The sequence below is a fragment of the Candidatus Palauibacter polyketidifaciens genome (genome assembly GCF_947581785.1).
Classification (GTDB): domain Bacteria; phylum Gemmatimonadota; class Gemmatimonadetes; order Palauibacterales; family Palauibacteraceae; genus Palauibacter; species Palauibacter polyketidifaciens.
On record NZ_CANPVO010000018.1, the window covers coordinates 1 to 16880 of the forward strand.

15 protein-coding genes are annotated in these 16880 nt (G+C 68.6%); 6 read left to right on the forward strand and 9 right to left on the reverse strand.

Features of this window, described 5'->3' with window-relative positions; translation table 11 throughout:
• Positions 1 to 67: 67 nt before the first annotated feature.
• From RN729_RS05440 to RN729_RS05475, 8 genes are all read right to left on the reverse strand, one after another.
• Positions 68 to 1555, reverse strand: a complete 1488-nt coding sequence (locus RN729_RS05440) for a CoA-acylating methylmalonate-semialdehyde dehydrogenase (protein ID WP_343218902.1) — start codon at positions 1553 to 1555, stop codon at positions 68 to 70.
• Between the two features lie 68 nt (positions 1556 to 1623).
• Positions 1624 to 3060: an aldehyde dehydrogenase family protein gene (locus RN729_RS05445; RefSeq protein WP_310782665.1), complete on the reverse strand. Its 1437-nt coding sequence runs from the start codon at positions 3058 to 3060 to the stop codon at positions 1624 to 1626.
• A gap of 164 nt (positions 3061 to 3224) precedes the next feature.
• Positions 3225 to 5990 carry a TonB-dependent receptor gene (locus tag RN729_RS05450; protein WP_310782666.1) on the reverse strand — a complete coding sequence of 922 codons (2766 nt, stop codon included), beginning with the start codon at positions 5988 to 5990 and terminating at the stop codon, positions 3225 to 3227.
• Positions 5991 to 6117: 127 nt separating this feature from the next.
• Positions 6118 to 7026: a hypothetical protein gene (locus tag RN729_RS05455; RefSeq protein ID WP_310782667.1), complete on the reverse strand. Its 909-nt coding sequence runs from the start codon at positions 7024 to 7026 to the stop codon at positions 6118 to 6120.
• A 246-nt stretch (positions 7027 to 7272) separates the two neighbouring features.
• Complete coding sequence (locus RN729_RS05460; protein WP_310757763.1) at positions 7273 to 7485, reverse strand: cold shock domain-containing protein; 213 nt, start codon at positions 7483 to 7485, stop codon at positions 7273 to 7275.
• 152 nt (positions 7486 to 7637) lie between these two features.
• Positions 7638 to 8414 carry a DUF6065 family protein gene (locus RN729_RS05465; RefSeq protein WP_310782668.1) on the reverse strand — a complete coding sequence of 259 codons (777 nt, stop codon included), beginning with the start codon at positions 8412 to 8414 and terminating at the stop codon, positions 7638 to 7640.
• 16 nt (positions 8415 to 8430) lie between these two features.
• Complete coding sequence (locus RN729_RS05470; protein ID WP_310782669.1) at positions 8431 to 8979, reverse strand: hypothetical protein; 549 nt, start codon at positions 8977 to 8979, stop codon at positions 8431 to 8433.
• A gap of 153 nt (positions 8980 to 9132) precedes the next feature.
• A complete protein-coding gene (locus RN729_RS05475) occupies positions 9133 to 9651 on the reverse strand; it encodes a hypothetical protein (RefSeq protein ID WP_310782670.1) in 519 nt (172 codons plus the stop codon).
• 230 nt (positions 9652 to 9881) lie between these two features.
• On the opposite strand from RN729_RS05475, the gene RN729_RS05480 reads away from it, so the two are divergent.
• Positions 9882 to 11126, forward strand: a complete 1245-nt coding sequence (locus RN729_RS05480) for a DUF1015 family protein (RefSeq protein WP_310782671.1) — start codon at positions 9882 to 9884, stop codon at positions 11124 to 11126.
• Here the strand turns inward: RN729_RS05480 and RN729_RS05485 are convergent.
• Positions 11101 to 12750: a benzoate-CoA ligase family protein gene (locus RN729_RS05485; RefSeq protein ID WP_310782672.1), complete on the reverse strand. Its 1650-nt coding sequence runs from the start codon at positions 12748 to 12750 to the stop codon at positions 11101 to 11103. The two genes, RN729_RS05480 and RN729_RS05485, sit on opposite strands and share 26 nt — an antisense overlap.
• A gap of 139 nt (positions 12751 to 12889) precedes the next feature.
• Here RN729_RS05485 and RN729_RS05490 point away from each other — a divergent pair, with 139 nt between their 5' ends.
• From RN729_RS05490 to RN729_RS05510, 5 genes are read left to right on the forward strand one after another with little or no spacing between them, the layout of a single operon-like run.
• Entirely contained in the window at positions 12890 to 13657 is a 768-nt protein-coding gene (locus RN729_RS05490; protein WP_310782673.1) for a creatininase family protein, read from the forward strand.
• Positions 13654 to 14436, forward strand: a complete 783-nt coding sequence (locus RN729_RS05495) for an SDR family NAD(P)-dependent oxidoreductase (RefSeq protein ID WP_310782674.1) — start codon at positions 13654 to 13656, stop codon at positions 14434 to 14436. Before RN729_RS05490 ends, RN729_RS05495 begins: the two co-directional genes overlap by 4 nt.
• A gap of 19 nt (positions 14437 to 14455) precedes the next feature.
• Positions 14456 to 14890 carry a RidA family protein gene (locus tag RN729_RS05500; RefSeq protein ID WP_310782675.1) on the forward strand — a complete coding sequence of 145 codons (435 nt, stop codon included), beginning with the start codon at positions 14456 to 14458 and terminating at the stop codon, positions 14888 to 14890.
• A gap of 31 nt (positions 14891 to 14921) precedes the next feature.
• The gene (locus RN729_RS05505) at positions 14922 to 15722 is read left to right on the forward strand and encodes an enoyl-CoA hydratase family protein (RefSeq protein ID WP_310782676.1); all 801 of its coding nucleotides are present in this window, start codon (positions 14922 to 14924) and stop codon (positions 15720 to 15722) included.
• A complete protein-coding gene (locus RN729_RS05510; RefSeq protein ID WP_310782677.1) occupies positions 15719 to 16879 on the forward strand; it encodes an acyl-CoA dehydrogenase family protein in 1161 nt (386 codons plus the stop codon). The genes RN729_RS05505 and RN729_RS05510 overlap by 4 nt, the downstream gene beginning before the upstream one ends.
• Position 16880: the final 1 nt, after the last annotated feature.

Here is a 16880-nt window from a genome sequence, read left to right on the forward strand (position 1 = left end):
CATCCAGAGACACGTTTCGTGTATTGGACATTGGCCGATAATACGGAACTTACGGAATATCCGCAATTCAGCGGTTGGTGGGGAAACCGAGGTCGACCCGGCTTCCGGCGGGATCGGGCCAGCGCGCCGTCATCACCTTCGGTTTCGTGTAGAAGTGCACGCCCTCGGGGCCATAGATCGCGTGCGCCCCGAACGCCGACTCCTTCCAGCCGCCGAAGGAGTGGTATCCGACGGGGACGGGGATGGGGACGTTGAGGCCCACCATCCCGGCGTCCGCGTCCTCCTGGAACTGTCGCGCGGCGCCCCCGTCGCGGGTGAAGATCGCCGCACCGTTCCCCCAGGAGTTGTTGCGCAGGAGGTCCACGGCGTCGTGGTACGTGTCCGCCCGCACCACGCAGAGGACGGGACCGAAGATCTCGTCCCGATAGACCGACATATCCGGTGTGACACGGTCCAGCAGCGTGACGCCGAGGAAGAAGCCGTCGCCCTCGAAGGGGGCGTCCCGGCCATCGACGACGACGCGCGCGCCCGCCTCGGCGCCCTCGCGCACGTATTCCGCGACGCGGTCGCGGTGCTCGGCCGTGATGAGCGGGCCCATCTCGGAGGCGGGATCGTCGCCGGGGCCGATGCGCAGCTTCTCCATGCGGGCGCGGATCGCGTTGACGAGCGGATCGGCGCTGTCTCCGACCGCGACCGCGACGGAGATCGCCATGCACCGCTCGCCGGCCGATCCGTACGCGGCGGAAACGGCAGAGTCCGCCGCGAGGTCGATGTCCGCATCGGGCAGCACGACCATGTGGTTCTTGGCGCCACCGAGCGCCTGCACGCGCTTTCCGTGCGCGGTGGCGGTCTCGTACACGTGACGGGCGACCGGCGTGGACCCCACGAAGCTGACGGCCTGCACATCAGGGTGCTTGAGCAACCGGTTCACGGCCACATGGTCGCCGTGCACAACGTTCAGCACGCCCGCCGGGAAGCCGGCTTCGTGGAAGAGTTCCGCGATGAAGTTCGCGGCGCCGGGATCGCGGGGTGACGGTTTCAGCACGAAGGTATTCCCGCACGCGACCGCGTTCGGAAACATCCAGAGCGGCACCATGGCCGGGAAGTTGAACGGCGTGATCCCCGCCACAACCCCGAGCGGCCGCCGGACGGAATAGACGTCGACGCCAGTGGAAGCCTGCTCGCTGTACGTCCCTTTCAGGTGTTCGGCGAGGCCGCAGGCGTATTCGATATTTTCCAGGCCGCGGGCGACCTCGCCCATCGCGTCGGCAAGGACCTTTCCGTGCTCGGCGGTGAGCCGCTTCGCGATCTCCTCGGCGTACGCCTCGACCAGGTTGCGGTACGCGAACATGAGCTTCGTGCGACGCGCGACGCTGACACCCCGCCATTCGTCGAACGCCGCCACGGCCATCGCGATGGCTTCGTCCACTTCGCCGACCCCCGCCAGCGGCACTTCGCCCGTCTGCCGCCCCGTCGCCGGATTGAAGACAGGCGCCGTACGGCCCGAAGCGCCGGGCCGCGCCCGACCGCCAACCAGGTGCGGGACAGGTTCGATCGCTCCCGCCGCGGCGTTTCCGACCGCTTCATCCACCGCCGCCGCCGAGGTCGAGGACAATGCCGTCTTCACTTCGCCTCCTCGTGATAGCCGAGGATCGCCTTCAGCTCGAGGAACTCCTCGAGCCCGTGGCGACCCCATTCACGCCCGTTGCCGGATTGCTTGTAGCCGCCGAACGGCACCCTGAAGTCCGGACGCGCGCCGTTAAGGTTGACCTGGCCCGATCGGATCCGGCGCGCGACGGACCGTCCACGTTCGCGGTCGCCCGCCGACACGTAGCCGGCGAGACCGTAGAGTGTGTCGTTCGCGATGCGAACGGCGTCATCATCGTCCTCGTATCCGATGAGCACGAGGACCGGTCCGAAGATCTCCTCGCGCGCGACGACCATCTCGTTGCTCACGTGCGAGAAAACCGTCGGCCGGACGTAGTACCCCCGCTCCAGTCCCTCCGGCCGCCCGGGCCCTCCCGTCGCGAGGTGCGCACCCTCCTCGATCCCCCGCTCAATCAGCCGCTGGATCCTGTCGAACTGCACATCGGACACCGCCGGACCGATCGTTGTCCCCTCGCCGCCGGGCTCGCCGACCACGACCTTCCCTGCCGCCGCGGCCGCGATCTCCGCCGCCTCGTTCATGCGCGAATGCGGCACCAGCATGCGCGTCGGCGCGTTGCAGGACTGTCCCGTGTTGTTGCACACCGCGAAGACCCCCCGGGACACCGCCCGCCCGAAATCGGCGTCATCCAGGATGATGTTCGCCGACTTGCCGCCCAGTTCCTGCGCCACGCGCTTCACCGTCGGCGCCGCGTTCCGGGCGACCTCCACCCCGGCCCGGGTGGAGCCGGTGAAGGAGACCATGTCGACGTCGGGGTGCGCGGAAAGCGCCGCTCCCACGACTGGACCCGCCCCGTTCACGAGATTGAAGACCCCGGGCGGCACACCGGCCTCATGCAGGATCTCCGCGAAGATCAGGGCGTTCAGCGGTGCGACCTCCGACGGTTTGAGCACCATCGTGCACCCCGCCGCGAGCGCCGGCGCCACCTTGCAGGCGATCTGGTTCAGCGGCCAGTTCCACGGCGTGATGAAGGCGCACACCCCCACCGGTTCCCTCACGAGGAGAGACGTTCCGAGGTCCGTCTCGAATTCGAAGTCCGCGAGGATCTTCAGCATGGTTCGAAAGTGCCCCATGCCGGAAGGGACCTGCGCCTGCACGGCCAGGGCCATCGGCGCGCCCATCTCCGAGCTGACGGTCGCGGCCAACTCCGCCGAACGGGCCGCGTAGCCCTCACAGATGCGTTCCAGCAGCGCGACCCTTTCCTCCCGGTCGGTCTGTGAGAAGGCGTCGAAGGCGTCGGTCGCGGCCGCCACCGCGGCGTCCACGTCGGCCTGCTCACCCATCGCGATGGCTCCGATCACTTCCTCGGTCGCCGGGTTGACCACGTCCAGCGTATCGTCGACCGACGGTTCGACCCACGCCCCGTCGATGTAGAACTTGCGGAGGTTCTCCACGGATCCCCTTCCCCGCGCCGCGCGATGCGGCGCCATGATGTTCGGTACGAATACACAACCCCGGCGGGGGGCGGCCTTCGCCTCCCGCCGGGGTCGGATCCTACGCTCCGGGCTCGGCCTCGACTACCGGCGACCCCGGGTCCCGCCTGACTACGCTTCGGAACTCACCCCGTGAGCCACGACCACCGGTAGTTCACGCGAACGTAGTAGTATCCGCCGTTGAATCCGAACGGCGAGCTCTCCGGATAGAGCAGACCCACATTGTCCGCCGTGTCCGGATCCTGCGCCGCCGGATACGTGTCGAACAGGTTGTTCGCGCCGATCGTGAGTTCGGCATCGTCCGTGAGGTCCGTGGACAACTCGAAGTCGACGAGGAACCGGCCGGGGAAGGCCGTGCCTTCCACACCGCCGATCACGACGCCACCAACGTCCACCCACGAATCGTACCAGGTGCCGCGCACGAGGCCGCGCACCCCGCCGATCGTGTGCAGGACGTTGAGCGAGCCCCGCCACGAGGGGACGGACTGCTCAAGCTGGTCGACCCGGTCCTGGTTGATGACGTCGGGGTTGAAGTCGGTGACCGACGTCCCGTTGTAGTTGAAGAGCACGCTGAAGCTCGTCGCGCCGCCCATCGACGGGGGCGTGTAGTTCGCCACGATGTCCAGCCCCTGCGTCCTCGTGCTGAAGTCGTTCGTGAAGAACCGGAACTCGGCGAGGTTCGCCGCGCTCGTGATCCCCTCGCCCAGGAGTCGCGCGACCTCGGTGTCGGTGAGCGAGAACGTCTGCGTCTGCGCGAAGCGGTCCGAGATCGAGATCCGGTAGTAGTCCATCGTCAGCTTGAACGCATCCGCGTCGAACACGGCCCCCGCCGTCAGGCTGAACGCCTTCTCGGGCTTCAGCTGCTCCCCGCCTCGAAGGGCCGCCACGGCCGACGTCGAGGGGATCGTACCGCGGTTGACGAGGTCGCCGATCGTCGCGTCGAACACCGTCGACACGTTGAAGGCGTTCTGCTGCCCCGGCGTCGGCGCGCGGAAGCCGGTGCTCCCGCCGGCGCGCAGGGCAACCGCGTCGCTCACCTCGAGACGACCCGAGACCTTCCCCGTCAGCTGGCTTCCGAAGTCGGAGAAGTCCTCCCAGCGCAACGCGGCGCCGAGCGTCCACGGATCTTCGCTGCCGCCCAGCTGAACGTCTCCGTAGACCGCCACGTTCTGGCGATCCCATTCTCCCGCGGCGATCGGGCTGAAGCCGGGGAAACCGTTGGAGGACGAACTGAATCCCTGCGCGGCGTAGGGCCCGATCTTCCACGACTCGTCCTGCCCCTGCCCGATCGTGAAGCGCTCTTCCCGCCGCTCGAGCCCGCCCGCGAGGTGGACCTGGTCGCTGGCCTCGTACGCGACGTCGAAGTTCAGGTTGAACTCATCCTGCCGGTACAGCCCCGGGTCGAAATGCGTGGGCGTCTCTGGCCCGAGCGCCGCGTTCACCGTGTTGTAGATGAAGAAGTCGGCGGTGTGGCTGCCGAAGCCGGCGCTGGCGTCCCACGTGAAGCCGTCCTCGTTGCCGCCCTTGACGCCGCTCACGACGGACCAGTCGGTGACGTTGCCGCCGAACTGGGGCGTGAAGCCGCCCGGGAACATCTCCTGGAACGAGAAGCAGTTCGGGTCGGCGAAGACCTGCGCCAGCGCCACCGGGTCGGGCACATGGTTCGTGATGGGGACCTCGGGGCAGTTCGCCGATCCGAGACCCTTCGCCTGCAGCACGTCGCCGATGAGGAGCGACTCGCCCCCGTCGCCGCTGAACACCGCGCCCCGCGTGTTCGGATTACGGAAGAAGAACCCGCCGTCCACCTCCTTGGTGGAGAGGTTACCGAACGCGTAGAACTGCTCGTCGTCGCTGAACGTATAGCCCGTGTTGAGCCACACCTTGAGGTCGTCGTTGACCTCGGGCGACCCCCAGATCTGGGCCGTGGGCGTGCGCACGGCGCTGTTGCCGGCCCCGAGGAGCGCGATGGCGTCGGCGCGCTGGATGGCCCGGTCCGTCGGATCCTGGTTCCCGTATTCGACGCTGAGGTTGGCGAAGCCCGTGGCCCCCAGCGGGACCCCGACGTTTCCGGAGACGGTGAGCATGTCGCCGTCGCCTTCGTAGTAGCTGCCGGTCTTCACCTCGATCATGCCGCCGTCGCGGTCGTCCTTGAGGATGAAGTTCATCACGCCGGCGATGGCGTCCGAGCCGTACTGGGCCGAGGCGCCGTCGCGGAGGACTTCCACCTGCCGCAGCGCGATGCCGGGAATGGAACCGATGTCAACGCCCTGGGCCCCATCCGAGAGACCGGCCCCGAGCCACGTGATGATCGACCCGCGGTGCCGCCGCTTCCCGTTGATCAGCACCATGGTGTGGTCGGACGCGAGCCCCCGCAGGTTCGCCGGGCGCGTGATCGTCGCCGCGTCGCTGATGGGCTCGACCCGGACGTTGTAGGATGGCACCACGGTGCGGAGCAGGAAGTCGATGTTCGTCTCCGCCTGGCTCGTGATCTCGGACACCGGGATCACGTCCACCGGCACCATCGACTCGGTCACCGTTCGCGGCTGCGCGCGGCTTCCGACGACCACCAGCTCTCCGAGGTTGATCGCCTGGAGTTCCAGCGAGAAGTCCTGGTTCGCGGTCTGACCGCTCACGACCGAGACCGTCTGCGTCTGAATGGCGTAACCGATGATCCGGACTTCGACCACATGGTCGCCGGCCGGGACATCGGAAATCGAATAGGCGCCGCCGGCACCCGAGCCCACCGATATGTCGAGCGCGGGGATCGCGACCCTCGCGCCGCTGAGGCCGGCGCCGGATTGGTTGGTGACCCTGCCCTCGATCGTCCCCTGGGCAAAGGCCGCCGCCGGCACCGCCAGAAAGGCAAGGGCCAGGAATGCACGTTTCAGCATACTCATCTCCTGAGGTTGGTTGTCTCAATTCCCGAAGTTTGTCGGTTCAAGCAGATCGGCTCTGAACTTCCCGTCCTCGAGGGCCCGAGCCGATGGGCCCGCGGGACGTCCGATGTCCGAAGATGCGCTAGAGCGGAGCCCAAGGCATCTCGATGGACCTCCACATGTGTGCGACCGGACTGTTGTCGTACCCGAGACCCTCCTTTGGCTGCTTGAAATGTCGCCCGATGATGTCGATGAACGGATCCAGCGAGACCTCCATGCCATCCTGGAAGGCATACGTGTCGTTCACGCAGATCATGCGAGCCGAAACATACAGCGGATGACCCTTCGCGTACTCCGCAGCCTGCTTGATGTAATCCGGCGGGATGTAATCCTCGCCGAAGATCCGGTTGTACAGCTCCGGGTATTCGTACCCGTACTCCTCGTCCGGGTAGAAGCGCAGCGCCCCATGATACCGGATGCCCCAGCTCACGTACTCCGGCACATACGGTTCGTAGAGCTGTGCGCCCCACCAGCCATGATCCACCTTGATCAGGTTCTGCACGGTGTCGTGGAGCAGGCCGGCGAGGACATTCTCCTCGGGCTGCCCGTCATTCAACGCGTGAGTCGCGCTCTGCAGGACATGACGGGCGGGCCAGAACCTCAGGCGGAAGAAATCTTCCAGCGTCGGATTCGCGGGCAGGGGTTCGAGGACCTCATCGCTGGGCCTGAACAGGTTGCCGGTTCCGCGCGGGGCGCGGACTTCCTGTCCGGCATCATGGTCGTCGTCGTGGTGGTGTTCGTCCGCGAACTCGGCTTCGGCCTCCGCCGCTTCCGCCAGCAGGTCGTTCTCGTCGAGGAGCCGCGGGTCGAGGTCTTCGGTCCGCGGAACGGGACCGTGGTGGTGATGATGGTCGTGGACGTGACCCGGATCCTCGCCGTCGAGGAGATCGCACATGTAGTGCTCCAGAGCCTCCGCCTTGTCCTCGGGCGTCATCACCGCGAGGGCACCGGCACCAACCGATGCAAGGAACCTTCTCCGGTCGATCTCCATGATTCCATCCCGGCGCTGGAGGTTACGCGACGGTTACACCCTCAAGTTGATTAAACGAGTGCGGGACCGCTAGTGGCGTGCCCGGAAATCCGCGAGCTACCGGGAGTGCCGTGACATTTCCGGACACGACACCGGATGTGGCGGTGGGGAGGGTCGCGCCAGGCCACGAAAAAAGGGGGCGTCCCATCCCGGACGCCCCCTCCCTTCTACGTGCCCCTCAACGCGATGCGCCATGCTGCCGGTGGGTCAGTAGGCCTGCTTGACCACGTTCTCGGCCTTGGGGCCCTTCGGTCCGTCGACGACATCGAGCTCGACCTTCTCGCCTTCCGCCAGACTCCGAAAACCGTCCGCCTGGATCGCCGTGTGGTGAACGAAGACCTCCGCGGATCCATCATCGAGCGCGATGAACCCGAAGCCCTTCTGATCGTTGAACCACTTGACTGTGCCGCTTCTGCGCATGCCCGTGCTCCTGAAGGTATTGGTGTCGCCGAGAGTACGGGCCTTGCCGCACATGCCGACCACAATGCCGGCGAACCTGATCCGGTTCGCATTTTCCGGAGCCCAGAATACACAGCCAATTTGCGGTTGTCCATGCGCCGGGCGGGATGCGCCTACTTCCCCACAGAGAGGAAATCGCGAAGCCGGAGCTTCGTCTGGTGGTCCTGCATCCGCATGCCGCGCATGTTCTGGCCGCGAATATAGGTCCGCTGCCAGCCCTCTCGAACCGTCTCTTCATCCCGGGCGTGGAGGTCGTCAATGAACTGGGCTCTGGACTCGTTCCATTCCGTGTACTGCCGGGCGACGAGCCTGTCGTCCCACAGCTCTCGCGTGCGGGGGCGCGCGTTCTCGAGATAGTGCCGCGGCATGGGGAGGATCCGGCAGATGGGCTCTGCCTCGTCGAAGCGGATCCAATGCTTGGGCCGCGTGACCTTCCAGTTCATCGTGAACGAGAACGGGGCCCAGTCCGTCTCGATGATCCCGTCGAGCGGAACGATGCCGTCCTTGGGGAGGTTCGGGCAGCCTCGCGCCCAGAGGTTGTGGCCCTTCGTGGTGCGGAACAGGTAGCCGGGCGTGAACGTCACGACTCCGCTCCCGAAATGGCTCGAGATGGCCGGGTGCGGTTCGTCCTCCCAGCGAAAACGGATGGACTCCAACCCGACCCCGCCGTCCCAGCGAAGCCAGAACTTCGTCGGACAGAGCAGATCCCAGCCGGCCTGGTTCGCGATGAGGAGCGGCAGGCAGCGGTACGCGAAGCGGTCGGGCGTCTCGTCCATCCACTCGCGACGCTGGTCGCCCGTCTCGATCTCGAGGGCGGTGTCCGCGACCCGGAACGCCGTCAGTTCGATGCCGCGCGCGGATCGGGGCCGCGCCTTCGCCTTCTTCGCCACCGGGACGCCGTACGCGTTACCGCGCCGAGACGCGGTTCGCCGGCCCACCTCCACCGCCGCCCTCGATCGGATCGAAGAGCGACTTGCCCAGATCCAGAGGCACGAGCCGGCCGCCGATCTCCGCGACGCCCTGTATGCGGACCCAGCGGTCGAGAAGCGTCACCTGGAGCACGGTCTCGAACCCCGCGATCGTCGCCGAGGGGTCGATCTTCATCGTGATCCGCCGCGCATTGACGTCGTACTCCCACGAACCGTAGAGCCGGGTGTCGAGGGTCGTACCGCCCGACCCGAATCCGGTCAGCGTTATCCGTGAACTCAGGTTCTGGACAGACCCGAAGACGAGACGAACATCCGAGCCGGCGGGGAGAGGCTGGAAGTCGTCGGGAAGATCCGGCACCTCGCGCTGGAGGAGTTCGAGGGGCCGGTAGGCGCCGACGATGGTGTGATGGACCGTTCGGTATGCGGGCCCGTACGGATTGTTGTCCAGTTCGCACGCCGTCATGCCGCCGGCGAAGGTAGCGACCGTGGCCGCGCACACCATGTTCCGGACCCGCGGGTATCTCATGAAGCCTCCAGCACTGGTTTCGACCGGTCTGCCGCCGCCCCCCGGGCACGGCCGGGCCGGCCCGGGGGGGCGCGACACCCCTCTGATAAGAAACGCTACTACCTCTTGCGGGCAACCCGCCGTCCGCGCGTCGGGCGCCGGGAGGCCTGCTCGTCAGAGCGACATGGGTCCTCCGCCGCCGCCGATGGTTTCCGGGGTTCTCGGAGTCGGCTTGCCGAGATCCACGTGGATCAGCTGCCCATCGATTTCGCCCGCACCCTGGAGTCGAACCCAGCCGTCGAAGGACGTCGCGTGCAGGATCAGCTCGAACGCCGCCGTCGAGGCCGTGGCGGCCACGCTCAGCGCAACTTGCCGGGAGGACCGGTCATAGTCCCAGGAACCGTTCAGCCGCGCGTTCAGGCCGGTTTCTCCCGGTATCTGCGACGGCAGGATCACCCAGCCCGTGAGACTCCCGCTGGATCCGAAGACGAGCCGGAGGTCTCCCCCCGGGGGCAGCGCGCGGAAGTCGTCCGGCAGATTGCTTACGATCGAGAGGCTGGTGAGCGGGCGGTACGCCCCGACGAGATTGGACTGGGCGTCTTGCCACGCGGCGCCGTACGGGTTTCCGTCCCGTTCGCACGCGGCCGCGCCGGCCAGGAGGAGGGCGAGGGAGAGTATTGTTCGCGATCTCATGGTTGTCCTCGACGTGATGGGGGGACGCGAAGCCGCGGACTTTCCGCTGACGCGCCACCGGTTTCGAAGAAGCCGCCTACCCGCCCGGTGCGGCCGGGTTCCGCTCCCGCGGAGCGCGTCCCCGGCGTCCAGCGGTCCGTGCCGGGCGTTGCGCGGGATGTCCCCGGTTGGCAGGGTCTTGGCGAGGTCAACCGTGCGCCGACTGATACTCCAACCCGGTTCATTGCGAAATGCTCACGATACGCCCCATCCGCCGCGCGCTCGTGCCCGTCGACTCGGCGGCCGCGCACCGCGTCTCCGCGCTCAACTACGACGAGTTTCAGGGAGACCACGAGATCTGGGAAGCCATTCGGGACGCACCGGACTCGGTGCTGAGCGTCACCATGGCGCACTGCGCCGTGGCGAGCCCGGACCGGATCCTGAGGGGGGACTCGGAGGAGTCGCTCGCGCGGGCGCGCCGCAACTTCGAGCGCCTGTGCGGCTCCCCGCTCACGCACGAGGTGCAGAGGACCCTGTACATCTATGAGATCGTGGATCCGCAGCGCCCCGGCGTGCGCCAGATCGGCCTCGGGGGGCTGGCGCGCACGGCCCAGATCCGGACGGAGGCGACGGCGAACGGGCCGATTATCCGCAACGAGGGAGTCCGCCCGCCCAAGGCGAGGGGACGAGCACGGCTGATCGAGGCGACCGGCGCCATCATCGGGACCGTCAACAACGCGGTGCCCGACGCGTCGGGGGCGTTCGCGGCGGCCCTCGAGCGCCACGCCGATGGAACGGCGGTCGACTTCGAGGTGGAGGGACACCTCGGGACGACGCATCGCATCTGGCTCGTCTCGGAGCCGGGCGCCGTCACGCGCCTGCAGCGTCTCCTGGCGGGCGAGCCGGAAGCGTACGTGGCCGACGGGAACCACCGGAGCGCCGCCGCGGCCATGCTGGGACACGAGTCCTTTCTCGCGGTGTTCTTTCCGGCCGACCGGATGGGGATCTCCCCCTACAACCGGCTGGTCCGGCTCCCCGGCGATCGCGACGCGTCGGTGGAGTCGGCGCTGGCGCGCTCGTTCGACGTGGCGCCTGCGGGAGACGGGCCTCTGCAGCCGGACGAAACACACGTGGTCGGCGTGTACACGGCGGACGGAGGTTGGCGGCGCGCCTTGCCGCGGGCCGGCGTCTACGACGAGACGGACGCTGCGGCCTCCATCGACCACGATATCGTGCAGCGGACGCTCCTCGCGGATCTGGGCATCCCCGATGCGGCCGACGAGCGGCTCACCTTCGTCGGCGCCAACAGGGACGCGGCGTGGCTCGCGGCCGAAGTGGACGGGGGTCGCGCCGACCTGGCCGTCACACTGCCCGCAGTGACCATGGACCAGTTCGTCGCGGTCTGTCGGCAGCGCCGGATGATGCCGCCCAAGTCGACCTGGTTCGAGCCCAAGATCCGCAGCGGACTCGTCATGGCGCTCCTCGGCGACGACTGACCCCCGTCACGGTCTCGCGGAGCGCCGCGCGGTCGACCTTCCCCAGGTGCGTGCGGGGGAGCGCGTCCACGACGTGAACGGCGGCCGGCGCCTTGTACGACGCCAGGCGCGAAGCCACGAATGTCCGCAGCGTCGCCGCCAGTCCGGTGGCGTCGGAGTTCGCCCCGGCCGGTACGATCCAGGCCACCGGCTGCACGAGCCCGTCGCGGCCCGGGACGCCGACCACGGCCGCGTCCGCCACGGCCGCGTGCTGCAGCAGGCAGTCCTCCACTTCGCCGGGCGACAACCATTTCCCCTTCACCTTGAGCATGTCGTCGCCGCGCCCGCAGTAGCGGAAGACGCCCCGTTCGTCGCGGACGACCATATCTCCGGATACGTACCACTCGCCCCGGAACGCCTCCGCCGTCGCGTCCGCCCGCTGCCAGTAGCCCAGGGCCCGGGATCCCCCGCGGACCCGGAGCCAGCCCACTTCGCCATCCGGCAGCTCCCGGCCTTCGTCATCGCAGACCCGCACGTCGAACCCGGGGACGGCGCGGCCCAGGGTCCCGGGATGAACCTCCTCCGGGCGATTGCTCAGGAAGATGTGCCACATCTCCGCCGTCCCCAGTCCGTCCAGGAGCGGGACGCCCCACGTGTCCCGCCAGCGCCGGTGAAGCTCGGGCGGCAGCGCCTCGCCCGCCGAAGTCGCCAGGCGGAGGGAGGACAGGTCGCGGCCGGCGGCGTCCGGCTGCGCCACCATGAGCCGGATCATGGTGGGGACATTCACGAGTATCGTCGGGCGGAACGTCTCGATGCGATGGAAGAGGACCTCGGGCGTGCAGCGTTCCGGGAAGAGGGCCGCCGTCGCGCCGACCGAAAAGGGGAAGAAGAGGTTGGACCCGGTGGCGTATCCGAAGAACAGCTTGGGGACGGAGAGCGTGATGTCGTCCTCCGTCAGGCCCAGCACGCGCTTCCCGTAACACTCCGTCGTATTCGCGAACGAGGCGTGCGTCTGCACGACGCCTTTCGGGCGTCCCGTCGTTCCTCCGCTGAACAGCCAGAGGGCGGGATCGTGTCGGTGAGTGGGGAACGGATCCAGCGTCGCCGGTTGGCCGTGCAGACGCTCCCTGAACCGCGGCCGGTCCACAACGAACGTTTCGCGAGGGGCGGAGATCTCTTCGCCCCAGCGGAGCCCCTCCCCGTCATCCGCCGCGGATCCCGCTCCGGCATCGGCCACACCGGGCGACGCGGCTTCGCGGAAGGCGTCCGCGCGGCCGGAATCCACGAGCAGGACGGCGCCGCGCGTATAACGGAAGAAGTACGAGATCTCGTCGCGCCGAAGGTACGGGTTCAGCATGACGCCCACGGCGCCGATCCGCAGCGTCCCGAAGAGGGCGCCGACGAAGTCCGGTCCGTCCGGGAGCGCGATGAGGACCCGCTCCTCCGGCCGCACGCCGGCGCGGCGCAGGAGGTGACCGTAGCGGTTCGCGAGCGCGTCGACCTCGGCATAGGTCTTCTCGCCGCCATCGGTGAGGAGCGCGCGGCGGCCGCCCCACCCCTCCCGGATGCGGTCGCCGAGGAAATACTCGGCGATGTTGAAGCGCTCGGGCGGATCGAAGATCGGCTGCGGAACGGCGGCTCGCATCGGGCTCCGTCGGCGAGGGTCTTCCGGGCGGTCCGGGGTCGGGTTCGGGTTTCGCAGGGTATGTCCGGCCCGGCGCGTCTACAACCGACGCCAGCCTCCCGGACTTGCGCCCCTCCCCGGCACGGCGTAGCGAGATTCCATGACTCTGTACAGGCTGTCGGACCTCACCTGGGAGGAGTTCGGGGCGCTCGACCTCGATCGAACGGTCGCCATCCTGCCCGTGGGAGCTACCGAAGCGCACGGCCCCCATCTGCCTCTCGACACCGACGTCATCATCGCGGAAGCGATGGCGGAAGCCGGCGCCCGGCGACTCTCGGCTCGCGGTCTGGAGACCGTGCTCCTCGACGGCCTCCGGTACACGCCCGCCGCCTTCGCCGCGAACTTCCCCGGCACCATCGATATCGGGACCGCGACATTCACCGCCCTCGTCGTCGATATCGCCGCCAGCCTGGGCCGGGCCGGGATCGCTACGCTGGCGATCGCGAACGCACACTTCGACCCCGCTCACGTCGAGACGCTTCGGGCGGCGGCCGCGGCGGTCGGCGAGGGGGACGCCATTCGCGTCGTATTTCCGGACGTCACGCGCCGGCCGTGGGGAAGCCGGCTGACGGAGGAGTTCCGAAGCGGGGCGTGTCACGCCGGGCAGTACGAGGGTTCGATCGTTCTCGCCCGTAGCCCCGGGTGCGTGCGCATGGAAATAATGCGCGAACTGGAGGACAATCCGGTCTCCCTCTCCGCCGCGATCGGGGCCGGACTCGGAGACTTCGCGGAAGCGGGGGGGACGCGGGCCTACTTCGGTTATCCGTCGCAGGCGACGGCGGAAGAGGGACGTGCTACGATTGAGACGCTCGGAGACATCCTCGCGGAAGCGGTGAGCGCAGCCCTGGAAGAGGAGAAAGAGTCGTGAGTCTCGCCGGACGTGGCGCTCTCATCACGGGCGGGGGACGCGGCATCGGGGCCGCGACCGCCCGCACGCTGGCGGACCGGGGCGTCCGACTCGTCCTCGCGGCGCGGAGCACGCCGGAGATCGAGGCCGTCGCCGCCGAGCTTCGGGACCGCGGCGGAGAGGCGTGGGCGGCGACGTGCGACGTGTCGGACCCGGCGAGCGTGGAAGCCCTGTGCCGCGAGGCCGCGAATCGGCTCGGAGCCGTGGACATCCTCGTGAACAACGCCGGCGTGGCGAGTTCCGCCCCGGTCGTGAAGCTCGCGCTGGAGGAATGGGAACGGCTGTGGCGCATCAACGCGACCGGCGCGCTCCTCGCAATGCAGGGCGTGCTGCCGGGCATGGTGGAACGCGGCTGGGGCCGGATCGTGAACGTGGCCTCGGTCGCCGCGTTGCGGGGAGGGCGCTACATGGGGGGCTACGCCGCGTCGAAGCATGCCCTTGTCGGACTCACGCGCTCTGCCGCGGCCGAAGTGGCGCGAGCCGGGGTCACGGTGAACGCGGTCTGTCCCGGCTACGTCGACACGCCGATGACGGATGCGACGATAGAGAACATCGTGAAGCGAACGGACATGGAGGAGACCGACGCCGTCGAGGCGATTCTCGCGACGACGCCGCAGCGGCGGCTCATCGCCCCCGGGGAGGTCGCGGCGTCCATCGCGTTCCTGTGCGAAGATGAAGCGCTGAGCATCAACGGCCAGACCGTCGTGCTGGACGGCGGCGCCACATCGGCCCTCCAGTGACGTGTCGGGGAACGCCCGCATGAGCGCCGATGGCGGGGCCGATGCCCGCACCGACCCGTTCGAGGTCCTGAATCCGGCCGCGCTGGGCGAGCCGCAGGGCTGGAATCACGGACTCCTCGCGCCTCGCGGAGGGCGGGTGCTGTTCGTCGCCGGGCAAACCGCGACCGGCCCGGGCGGAGACATCGAGACGCCGGACTTCGCCGCACAGTTCGCGCTCGCGCTCGATCGCGTGCTGGCGGTCATCCGGGCGGCCGGCGGAGAACCTTCGCACATCGGACGCATGACCATCTACGTTACGGATCTCGCCGCCTACCGGGACGCGCGTTCCGAACTCGGGGCGGCGTGGCGCGCCCGGCTGGGCCGACACTATCCCGCCATGTCGCTCGTCGAGGTCGGCGGGCTAGTCGATGTCGGCGCGCAGGTCGAGATCGAAGCGACCGCCGTCGTGCCGTGACGCCGCACCACTCCCTGGAAGGAAGCGCGCCGTGCCTCTGAACCCGACTTCATTCCTGTACGAGGTCGATGCCGCGACCTCCGTCGCGACGATCACGCTGAACCGTCCCGAACGGCGCAACGCCCTGACCTTCGAGATCTACGACGAACTCCGAACCACCTTCCGCGCGCTCGACCGGGAACCGGGGGTCCGCGCGGTCGTGATCACGGGGTCCGGCACCGCCTTCTGCACGGGCGGAGATGTGCGGGACATCATCGGACCGCTCCTCGAGATGGACTCCGGCGAACTGCTGGAATTTGCGCAGATGACGTGCGACCTGATCGCCGCCATGCGGGAGTGCGGCAAGCCCGTCGTCGGCGCCCTGAACGGAACGGTGGCGGGGGCCGGGGCCGTGATCGCGACCGCCTGCGATGTGCGGATCGCGGCGGAATCCGCGAAGATCGCCTACCTGTTCACCCGGGTCGGGCTTTCGGGCGCCGACATGGGCATCGCCTGGCTCCTGCCGCGCATCATCGGTCTCGGGCGGGCGACGGAGCTTCTGATGACGGGCGACTTTCTCGACGCGCGGGAGGCGCTTCGTCTCGGACTGTACAATCGTGTCGTACCCGCTGGCGAAGCGCTCGCCGCGGGAACCGAGTGGGCGGCGCGGCTGGCGGCGGGACCCTCCTCCGCGCTGTCCGTCACCAAGCGCGCTCTGGAGAAGGAGGCGCACATGACGCTGCGCGACGCGCTCGCCGAGGAGGCCCGCTTGCAGGCCGCCTGCATGGAGGACCCGAACTTCCGCGAGGGCTTCCGGGCCTTCGTCGAGAAGCGGGCCGCGGTGTTCTCGTGATCGACCTCCATCCCGTCCGCGCCTTTCTCGAACCGGGGCACTTCGAACTCGGTGAGGGCCTCGGGCGCTATGCGGCCGCGGAGTTCGCCGAACACGCGCATCGGGACGACGATGATCTCGCCCGACGGTACGCACGGGAGATCTGCGCGTCCCTCGGGCGGGGCGGCTGGCTGAAGGCGATCGCCCGGCAGGACTTCCGGGCCTGTTCCGTGATTCGCGAGACGCTCGCCTTCTACTCGCCGCTCGCGGACGCGATGTTCGCACTCCAGGCATTGGGCTCGACCCCGATCGCGCTGGCCGGCGACGAGAGGCAGCGGCGACTGTGGCTCGACCGCGCCGTCCGGGGGCGAGCCGTGGCCGCCTTCGCGATGAGCGAGCCGGAGGCCGGGTCCGATGTCGCCGCCATGCGCACGACCGCCGTCCGGGACGGGAACGATTACGTCCTCAACGGCGTGAAGACGTTCATCTCGAACGCGGGGATCGCGGACTTCTACCTCCTGTTCGCGGTCACCGACCCCGGCGAGGGCGTGGATGGGATCTCCGCCTTCCTCCTCCCGGCGGATACGAAGGGGTTCCGCTTCGTGCGGCCGCTTGTGATGGCCGACCCCCACCCGCTGGGCGAGATCGCGCTGGAGGACTGCCGACTGCCGGCCAAGGCCCGTGTCGGAGGCGAGGGTGAAGGGTACAAGCTCGGGCTCGCGACGCTCGACCGTCTCCGCCCCACCGTCGGAGCCGCTGCGTGCGGGATGGCGGGCCGCGCGCTGCACGAGGCGCTCCACCACGCTCTCTCGCGGCGGCAGTTCGGACGGGCGCTCGCCGATTTCCAGATCACGCAGGAGAAGGTGGGACGCATGGGCACCGACCTCACCGCCGCGCGGCTCCTCGTATACCGGGCGGCGTGGGAGCGCGACGGCGGGGCGGACCGCACCGACCTCGAGGCCGCGATGGCCAAGTCCTTCGCGACCGAGATCGCGCAGGGGGTGGTGGACGACGCCGTGCAGATCCTCGGCGGACGCGGCGTGCTGGCGGACCACCCGGTCGACCGGCTGTATCGCTCCGTGAGAGCCCTCCGCATCTACGAGGGCGCGACGGAGATCCAGCGTCTCATCATCGCGCGTCATCTGCTCGACGCCGCGCGCGCCGAGGGCGACCCCTGAG

Coding starts and splice junctions, on each gene's coding strand:
- RN729_RS05455 (WP_310782667.1), bottom strand. CDS start 7,026: ATGGAGATCGACCGGAGAAGGTTCCTTGCATCGGTTGGTGCCGGTGCC.
- RN729_RS05460 (WP_310757763.1), bottom strand. CDS start 7,485: ATGCGCAGAAGCGGCACAGTCAAGTGGTTCAACGATCAGAAGGGCTTC.
- RN729_RS05490 (WP_310782673.1), top strand. CDS start 12,890: ATGACTCTGTACAGGCTGTCGGACCTCACCTGGGAGGAGTTCGGGGCG.
- RN729_RS05480 (WP_310782671.1), top strand. CDS start 9,882: ATGCTCACGATACGCCCCATCCGCCGCGCGCTCGTGCCCGTCGACTCG.
- RN729_RS05470 (WP_310782669.1), bottom strand. CDS start 8,979: ATGAGATACCCGCGGGTCCGGAACATGGTGTGCGCGGCCACGGTCGCT.
- RN729_RS05500 (WP_310782675.1), top strand. CDS start 14,456: ATGAGCGCCGATGGCGGGGCCGATGCCCGCACCGACCCGTTCGAGGTC.
- RN729_RS05475 (WP_310782670.1), bottom strand. CDS start 9,651: ATGAGATCGCGAACAATACTCTCCCTCGCCCTCCTCCTGGCCGGCGCG.
- RN729_RS05450 (WP_310782666.1), bottom strand. CDS start 5,990: ATGCTGAAACGTGCATTCCTGGCCCTTGCCTTTCTGGCGGTGCCGGCG.
- RN729_RS05485 (WP_310782672.1), bottom strand. CDS start 12,750: ATGCGAGCCGCCGTTCCGCAGCCGATCTTCGATCCGCCCGAGCGCTTC.